The 8,420-nt window shown below is 58.7% G+C and carries 4 protein-coding genes; 3 read left to right on the forward strand and 1 reads right to left on the reverse strand.

From position 1 onward, the window contains the following. Positions 1 to 920: 920 nt before the first annotated feature. Together EH240_RS36120 and EH240_RS36125 are read left to right on the forward strand one after the other, a co-directional pair. Complete coding sequence (locus EH240_RS36120) at positions 921 to 4,790, forward strand: NACHT domain-containing protein (protein WP_125007120.1); 3,870 nt, start codon at positions 921 to 923, stop codon at positions 4,788 to 4,790. A gap of 183 nt (positions 4,791 to 4,973) precedes the next feature. Next, positions 4,974 to 6,068 (forward strand): DUF4238 domain-containing protein, encoded by a 1,095-nt coding sequence (locus EH240_RS36125; protein WP_125007121.1) that lies wholly within the window; start codon positions 4,974 to 4,976, stop codon positions 6,066 to 6,068. Positions 6,069 to 6,104: 36 nt separating this feature from the next. Here the strand turns inward: EH240_RS36125 and EH240_RS36130 are convergent, their stop codons facing one another. Beyond that, entirely contained in the window at positions 6,105 to 7,031 is a 927-nt protein-coding gene (locus EH240_RS36130; protein WP_125007122.1) for an HNH endonuclease, read from the reverse strand. A gap of 196 nt (positions 7,032 to 7,227) precedes the next feature. Between EH240_RS36130 and EH240_RS36135 the strand changes: the two genes are divergently transcribed. Continuing rightward, complete coding sequence (locus EH240_RS36135) at positions 7,228 to 8,115, forward strand: hypothetical protein (protein WP_125007123.1); 888 nt, start codon at positions 7,228 to 7,230, stop codon at positions 8,113 to 8,115. Positions 8,116 to 8,420: the final 305 nt, after the last annotated feature.

Here is an 8,420-nt window from a genome sequence, read left to right on the forward strand (position 1 = left end):
TTCTGAATCGCAAAAGCCAACAAAATCAACACTCTTGCCGCCGCCTGGGCCTACCACGTCTGTCTGGGCGATGCGGCTGGCATTCTCAAATCGCCACATCAGCGAATGTCGGTGTCGGCAGTTGCGCGTCCCCGCAACCAATTTCATCATAAATCAATAACCGTCCCGGTCTAACCGGGGCGGTTTTTGCGTTTTATAGGCCAGGGACGTCTCGGCGCACCTCCCCACAGCCAGCACGTATTGCACGTCTCAAATGGGGCCGTTAGCGACCTTCGCGATGCCGCCATTGGCCGCGGAACTCCCAGAGACCGCGTTTCGGCCTCATTATAGTCATGGTGCCTCGCTCCCTGCCGCTTCTGACCCAACGCGGACATCACCGGAAATTGGCGGGCTTGCGACACTGATGTCGAGCCCGTTTGTAAGCACGGAAGCCGCGTGACGGCCCTACGGAAGCTGAATTACCCGGGCGGAGACCAGCTGGACCGGCATGACAGCTCGAAATTGCTTCGATCAGTGGATAGTGTGTCTGATGCCATCTCGAGATTACTCTCATGATCGATCTCGAGATGCCATCACGCATGACCGTGCCGTTTTTACCATTTTCAGCAGTGTTGTATGTCGGTCGATCCGGAAGTGGGGCCGGCGGATGACAAAGTTTTGGCCGTAGCGCAGTCCCCGCACGCTTGTCCCTGTGTTGATTGCCTCGCTAGAGTAGCCAACAGCATTTTCCGGTGAATGGTTCCGCGACGGCGGCGAAACTGAACGGGGCTAGGCCCGCATGCACCCGGTCAGACTTTAGTTTTCGTTGGGGGCGGGATGCCATGACTACTGGCCACGGAACAAAATGCCCGGCTACAAAGCCTGGTCCGGTTAAGCGAGCCAGGAAGCCGCCAGCAGCTGGCGCGGCGCCAGGTTCTGGAATGAACTTTCAGGCGGCGGTGACAAGCATCGCCGCCGTGCACCTGCTGTTGGCCACTCCCATCGGATGGCTGGCAGGTGTCGCTGATGACACTCCGGTGGCCGTCTGGGCGGAGACCCATGGTCCCGGCGACGATGTCAAGATCGAACTCAAGAACGGTCTTCACATCGAGATACAGGCCAAGAAAGGACTGTCCCGAGGTGACGCGCTCTGGGATGCACTGCTCGCGTTGGCGAACGGCATTCACGGCAAGACGATCGCCTTCGGGGTTCTCGTCGTGGCACCGAATGCGAGCGGAACGATTCAGAACGATCTTGCCAAGGACATCGTGAAACTGGGCGGGGGGCGAACGGACGGCCTGTCGGACATCGGGGAAGATTTCCTCCGTCGCCTCACGGCGGCGAACCTGGATGTTGCTACATGCTGCGCGCACCTGCGCATCCAAGTGGTACATGCTATAGATTCTGATCGGCTCAGCGTCGATTCAGCTCAAGATCGCCTTCGTTCAGTATGCGAAGTATCAGCGGATGCGGTCAGCGCCTGGAACGCGCTCTATCGCGGCGCAATGAACCTCATCGAGCACAAAGGGCGCTGGGAGGTTGGCCATCTCCAGCGGCTTCTCAGCAGCAGTTCCATCGCTCTGCGACCCCAACAATCTACCGCCGGAATGTTGCAAACGCTTGCCAGCTGGGTCACAGGGCAGTGCCAGTTCTTCTCCTTGCCCGGCCTGAAGAAACAGCTGCCGCTCTCAGATCTCCTGCCAATGCAGACTATGCTACAGGATGACGTGGCGAAAGCCGTAGGTCCCGCGGAAGCGCTCGAAAGATACCATGCCAGTGGCAGAGATGCGCCGCGGCGACGTAGCGAGGCCTTCGACGCCGAGTTCACCGGGCTCTTTCACAGGCACTCGGTTGTTATCGCCGGACCCGGCCTCGGAAAATCGACTCTCATCCTTCAACTCGCGCGCACTTACGCGAGTATGGGAGTTCCAGTTCTTCGGGTATCGCTGAAGTCGCTCGCTGCGTCGGTGCGGGCAGGTGCGTCCTTTGAGGAAGGTCTCTACAAATGGGGCCTTGACTCCGCGCCAGTCAGCGTTGCCGCTTTTGAGGTGGCGAGGCTCACCGACCTCGTGGTTCTTGCCGATGGGCTCGATGACTGCGGCGACCAGCACAATCCGATTGGCGACGCACTCGCGGCGTTTGCGAAAAGCCACCCAAACGCCCGCATCGTCGTGACCACAAGGCCGATTGGCTATGAAACGCAGGCGCTTCTGCACTGGCGTCACTATGCCCTAAATGCGCCGGAGGCCGAGAAGGGCTCATCCAATCTAGGCGCGCTGGTGAAAGCCGCTGCCTCGACGGATGAACTGAAGAACTCAGCGAGCGAAATCGCCAAGCGCGAACTCGCACGAAGCAAAGCCGCCGCAACGATCGCCTCAAGTCCGCAACTCCTGGGGATGGCAGCTTCCCTCATCGCCACCGAGGCGGCACTGCCGGTTTCGCGCGCTGCCCTCTACGAGCGCATGATTGCCTTGCTGTCGAAGACCTCGCGCTATGCAGGCGAGTCCGTCGGCGAGACCGTCCGGCAGCGGGTGATGGAGATCGTAGGGTGGATACTTGTCCGCGATCCGATTGCCACCACCCAGTCGATTATCGATGAGTGTTGCCGCATCATTTCTCCCGAACTCGGGGTGACGCCGCTCACGGCCTCCAAGCAGGTCGAGTCTGCCATTGGCTTTTGGGAGGCAGGTGGCCTGATCGAACGGCTCTACCATTCGGGCACGACTCTGATGACTTTCATCCACAAGAGCTTCGCCGAGTACGCCGCGGGTCGCTACCTCGTCGGCCTTGAAGGGACCGAGCGAGCGTCACAAATCGAAAAGGCAGTGGACGACGCGTCCTGGAGCGAAGTCATCGGCTTTGCAGCGGGCATGAGCGTGGGCGATGAGATCGCCCGGCTTCTCGTGGCGCGGCAAGTGAGCGGCACACACGGTCAGATTCAGCGCGCGGTTGCCCTTCTGACCGACCCTGACGCCGAGATCACCGACTCCTACGCTACAATTCTTGTCTCGGCTGCGTTCGAAGCGGCGATCCGTGGGAACGATGAAGGCTTTGAGATTGGCATGGCCTTGGTCAGCCTTGCTCGCACGCGTCCCAAGTTGGTCGGTCCGGCGGCAAGCAAATATCTTGACGACGTCGACGCAGTACCTCGGTTGGTTAGTTGGGCCGCCGCCGTAAATGCAGGGCCGGAATGGTTTGACGCAACTGCGCTTCGGCGGGTACTCGCCGCACTTACCGCGGAGATTGTGCTTCCGCAACCAGGCTCGCTGCTGGGAGGATTGAGGCTAATCCACGGCAAGGATCGCGATCTCCTGCAGGAGGTTGGCCTTGCCGCCCTGCGGGTGGTTCCCGACGGGGAGGCAGAGGAGTTTCTGGCGACCGCTCTTGCCGGCGAGGCATTTCAAAACATCGGCTTTCTGAGCAAGGTGGAGACAGAACTCGAGCGCCGCGGCCTGGCCGAGGTCAGGAAGCCATGGGCAAAAGGGTTGGAGAGCATGGCTTGGGCGGTCGGCAAGGTTGCCGATCCCTGGACCAAGGGCTCGCGTGCCACCCTTCAGGGCGTCGTCGATGCCCTCAAGACAGACAACGCAGCCGGTGGGGCGATCTCCGAGGCCTATCCCTACGTTGCCAGCTTGCTGCGCCTCGCGGGGTTCTACGACGTCATCGCGGGTGATGTACTCGCCTGGACACTCGCCTATGACGCCGCGGGGGTCAAAGAGGCGCTGCGCCTGCTGGTAATTGCCGGTGCGGTGCCGGCCGACATGCTCGAAGCCGATGCGTTGGGTCTTTCCAATCATCTCGCGGCCGAACCAGACAAGGGTATCTTCAGCTTTGGCTTGCCGTCGGTCGATCTGCCCCCTTTGGCTTGGGAGAGGATTGCTGCGGCCAAGCCCGATCGCGAGCTCCTGCTCAAAGCTCTCGCTCACAAGTCTGAATGGTTGGTCGAGGTGGCCGCGAGTGCGCTTGACGCCGATCCACCGGCTCTTGTCGATCTTCAAGGTCGCTTAGCTGGAGCTGAGGATCTGGAACTCGCGGGCCTCGCCCATGTGATTGTCAGTCGCTATCCCTCGTTCGCCGTGGAAACCTTGCTCCCGGTGTTGAGTGGCCCGCCACGGCCCGGTCTCGAATATGTTCTCAATAGCCTCGCGGCGCTCGATATCGATCCAAGCGACAGCCTCCTGCTCGCTCTCGCGGATGGGCTCGTCGGAAAGGATGTGCATGTGGCTAACTCGGGAGCCAAGCTCGCGCTCGAGCTGGTCAAACGCCGACGCTTCGCTGACAGCGTGCTCCTGCAACGATCTTTCGAGCATTGGGAAATTCACGAAGAGCCCTACCCGAAGTCGGGTGGTGTTGTTCCCCGGAGCCCCCGGCCGCATCTTCTCGAAGCCTTGCTTCTTCTGGATGCGATCGACCATGACAAACTCATCGATCTTGTAAGCGACCCGCGAACCGACATCCGGTCGCTCGCCGAATCCCATGTAGAATCGCGGATCGGCGCGGCACCAACGCTTCGAAGCCTTACAGTCGACGCTTTTTTGCGCCGCGTCGTGCCACCCGCATTCGCTGCAAAGCTCGTTTCTAGAATCACCTTCGACCCGGATCATGTCCGTGCGCTTTCAGTGCTTCTCTCCGATCCGGATCCGCGCTGGCGCCTGGCAGGCATGGACCTGCTCGTCTCGCCGCCTATGCAACCCGACGAGGTCTATGCCCATGCCTGCAGGCTGGAACATGATCCTGAGATCGAGATACGCGAAAGGGCACGCAAACTTCTCAAGAGCGCCGGCGCCGTAGGCCGTCGCCACCCCGCGTAGAGTTCAAGCACCAAAAACGCCTTGACCGGAAATGGTCCCAGATGGCGCCAAGCGCTTTGGAGCGCGAGAGCGCCGCTAAGCACAGCCGAGTGCTAGATTCCAGCAGCTAGCTCCGTGTGATAGGCAGTGACCGGGCACTTGGTAACTCTAAGGACAGACCTGAACGGTGGATCGCACTATTGCATGGCGGAGAACAAGAACCAGCATTTCGTCCCCAGGGTGCATTTAACGCCTTTCAGCGTCTGCGCAGACGGCAAAGCCATTCATCTGTTCAACCTTGATCGGAATAAAGCAATTTTCGACGCTCCGGTGAAAAATCAGTGCTCCAGAGATTACTTCTATGGGCAGGACGCTGTGCTCGAAGATGCCATTCAGGCGGTCGAGGGATACTACGGCCGTTGCGTTGCTGACCTCCGCAAGTCAGGCGCGGTTATCAACGAGTCTCATGCCACGGTCCTAAGGCGTTTCGCCTACCTGCAGCACGTCCGCACAGAAGCTGCCGCGCGTCGATCTGCAGAACTCGTTTTCGCAGCCACGACGGCCAGTGGTCCCGGCTTCGAGCAACCGACTTTCAACGAGGCGGTGAAGGCTGCGGTCATCGCAGCGATGCGTCACTACGCCAACACGATGACCGTCGTGGACGATCTCAAGGTGCGGGTTGTTCGAAACCTCACGTCGGTGCCGTTCCTCACATCCGATGATCCCGCCGTTCTCGCCAACCGGTGGTATCAACAGCGCGCGCAAGACAGATCCTATGGCATCTCCAGTGCTGGAGCCCTCCTGTTCTTGCCGCTTACCCCAACGCTCTTGGCCATTTTCCTGGATGGTGATGTCTATCAGGCCGAGCACGCCGGTGGTTGGATCAATGTATCAAGTCCGGTGGACATTCATGCCTGCAACCATCACCAGGTATTGAACTGCGCGGCAAATCTGTACTTTGGCGACCGGAGTTCCGGGAGCGATGTGCAAGCGATGGCTGCCGCAGTTGCGCAACTGAGGCCTCCGAACCGGTTCAACGTCGTGGTGGCTGTACCTAATGGGGGGACGGAAACCCACACTCGCTACGCGCTCGTGGAAGAGAAAGACCTTAGTGAGCATGACGAGGTGCTCGTCCACGTCAAAGCCGTGAGGCCGGTCCCGCCACAATGGCCTTCGTTCCTAAAGTTCCGACACAAGCCTGTCATCTTCACCAATGACACGGGCGCAGGCTTTCGGCGCAGGACAACCGCAACGTCGCGGCTTTGGAGTAGCCCACCTTGGCGCAAGGTGCGAGGCTAACGAGCCCGATGCCATACCGTCGTCTCGTCGGTGTGGTCAGGCGTCCGGTTGCCCGGTTTCGTCGAAGACCAAGAAAAGAGTGTCTTCGTCCTCCTTAAGCGGCGTTTCGACCCGATAGGAAAGCGACTCGTTGGGCGCTTGGTAGACTGTTTTGACCTCCAATCTCGGCAGGCTATCGACGATGGCTTGCGCAGGATCAAGCTCACCAAAGAAGCCGATCAAGCGGCGGTTGTGATTCCATTCCAGCGCCCAGGCCCAGGTCTCAGCCAACAGGTGCTTACGTATGATAAGCTTGAAAAAGCCGTCAGCAGAGATCGCCAAGAGCCGGCAATCCCAACTCTTTATGGTTCGCATGAATCCAACCATCAGTGGGTTGCCCCAATCGCTGCGGTTTGTGGTCATGACCGGATGATAACCGTGAAGCCAATATCCACCCCGACGGGTCTCATGGTTATAGGTCTGCATGTAGAAGAACGCCATCAATTGCAGGCGTGCCAGTTCGAACGATCGATTGTCGTCGATTTGTGGCGGGCTAGAATATTGAAATGATAGGTTGATGCCGGGTCCCAGCGTCCCCTGGAGATTGATCCGTTCGCTACTGTCCTTGACCACCTTCCGCGTCCGGCGGCTGCGCGAGTCTTTGGCCTTGCGTTGGGCATCCTCTATCGCCGAAACGTCGTCATGTCCGTAACGGCCCCAAGAATCGGGTTGCAGGGTAATCGCCGAAATATCGTCCTCGAGATTGGCCTTGTGAGAGTTGCAAGGACGGCAAGCGTTGAGGATCAGATTCCATTGCCCTTGTAGCTTCCCATCAGGCACGAAGCGGCGCCCGATGACATGCTCCCGCGTCTTGTTGCCGGGAGAAAGGGCGAGCCCGCAATAGACACAGGTCTGATTTCGAAGCGACAACGGGCGTTCGGGTGGCAAATCCATCAGTTGAGACTGGGGGGCGGGCGATTCCATAGATTGACAATAGCGTCGAACGCCACTTGCAACCTAACCCTTATGATAGCGGGGATGTGGGCGCGCATATCGCGCTGATCGACGCGCGATGGGCGCAGCGTTGTCGCGTCTGAGTAATAGACGCAAGTCGTGCTACGGTGCGTCCTGGATAGCCCGTCAATTTGCCAATTTCGCGCGAAAAACTAAGGGGCAGCTAGTGGGGATCATCAGGGAACTCTGGCGAGAATTTATGGTGGCGTACCGTGCGGGACGGCAAGGCGGAGAGGCTCTGCGGGAATTTCAGGATGAACAGGAGATTCAGAGGCTTGGCGCGCAGTGGGGCAAGGCCCAGACACCTGCCGACCGGGAGCGGGCCGGCATGGAGGCCATGAACTACATAATTCATGGACCCCAGGGCAAATCACGCGGGGCTCCTTTGGCCGAAACGAACGACTTGGAATGGTCGGAGAACCCGGGCGCGCGCGAAGCCTATCTGATCAAGAGATGGAACAACCCCTACTTTGCGCCGTCCAGGCGAACCGTTTTAAGAGAAGACGTTTCTGAGGCAAGGAAAAACGACAGCGACAAGTTCCTATTGGCGCAGGGTCTATTTTCTGCGCTCGCAAAGGAAGTCGAAGAGCTTCCTTCGCCGATGACCACCGCTGACTTGCATAAAGTTCGAGAAAGCCTCGATGAACTCATTCAGTTCGCAGTGAGTGTCGGCGGTCCGGCAAAAGACATTGCGTTGAAGGCTGACCGCATCCGAGATGCGGTCATCATGACGATGCGCGAGGCATTTTCGGGTGACGCCGACACGCTAATGAAGATTGAAAGGGCGGATGCTTTTCACAGGGATCATACCAGAAAATTCTACCTGCCTATCGTGGCAGAGATTCTGAGCAAGGAAAAAACCACACCTGGTGAGGAATTCATTCCGTCGCTTGTTTCAGAAGACCCAACAACGATTTCAATCGTACTCGATTTACTGCCAGAGGAAGATCGAGCGATCACGCAAACGGCGGCTATGAAGCTGATTCTACGGGTATTGGAGGAAGGGTATATTGACCCTCAGCTCGACGAGAAACTCGCAGTTCTTTCAAAATGACACTCACCCTTCACAGCTATCTGGAACGCGTGCCTCGGTTAGGCATACGGGATGAAAAGAGCTGTTTCAGCCTAACTGCCCTTGGATCCAAGGCAGTGAGCTTGTCTGGCACTGTATCGTACGGCGCCCTTAGACGAGGCTGTCGGTCCTGCATCCTGCCTGCGGGCGTACGCGAGGCTATTTCATGAAGCCAAACTGTCTTAAGACAGTCGAAGAGCACTTTGGAATTGGCTGATTGTCGGTACCTAATCCGCTAGAACCTGGATAGGTGCTCGCGTTGGCGCCGTCGCAAACATATCGGCTGC

This window comes from Mesorhizobium tamadayense, from assembly GCF_003863365.1.
In the GTDB taxonomy this organism is placed as follows: domain Bacteria; phylum Pseudomonadota; class Alphaproteobacteria; order Rhizobiales; family Rhizobiaceae; genus Mesorhizobium; species Mesorhizobium tamadayense.

Excerpts from the sequence above, each read along its gene's own strand:
- EH240_RS36130 (WP_125007122.1), bottom strand. The coding sequence starts at position 7,031 with ATGGAATCGCCCGCCCCCCAGTCTCAACTGATGGATTTGCCACCCGAA.
- EH240_RS36125 (WP_125007121.1), top strand. The coding sequence starts at position 4,974 with ATGGCGGAGAACAAGAACCAGCATTTCGTCCCCAGGGTGCATTTAACG.
- EH240_RS36120 (WP_125007120.1), top strand. The coding sequence starts at position 921 with ATGAACTTTCAGGCGGCGGTGACAAGCATCGCCGCCGTGCACCTGCTG.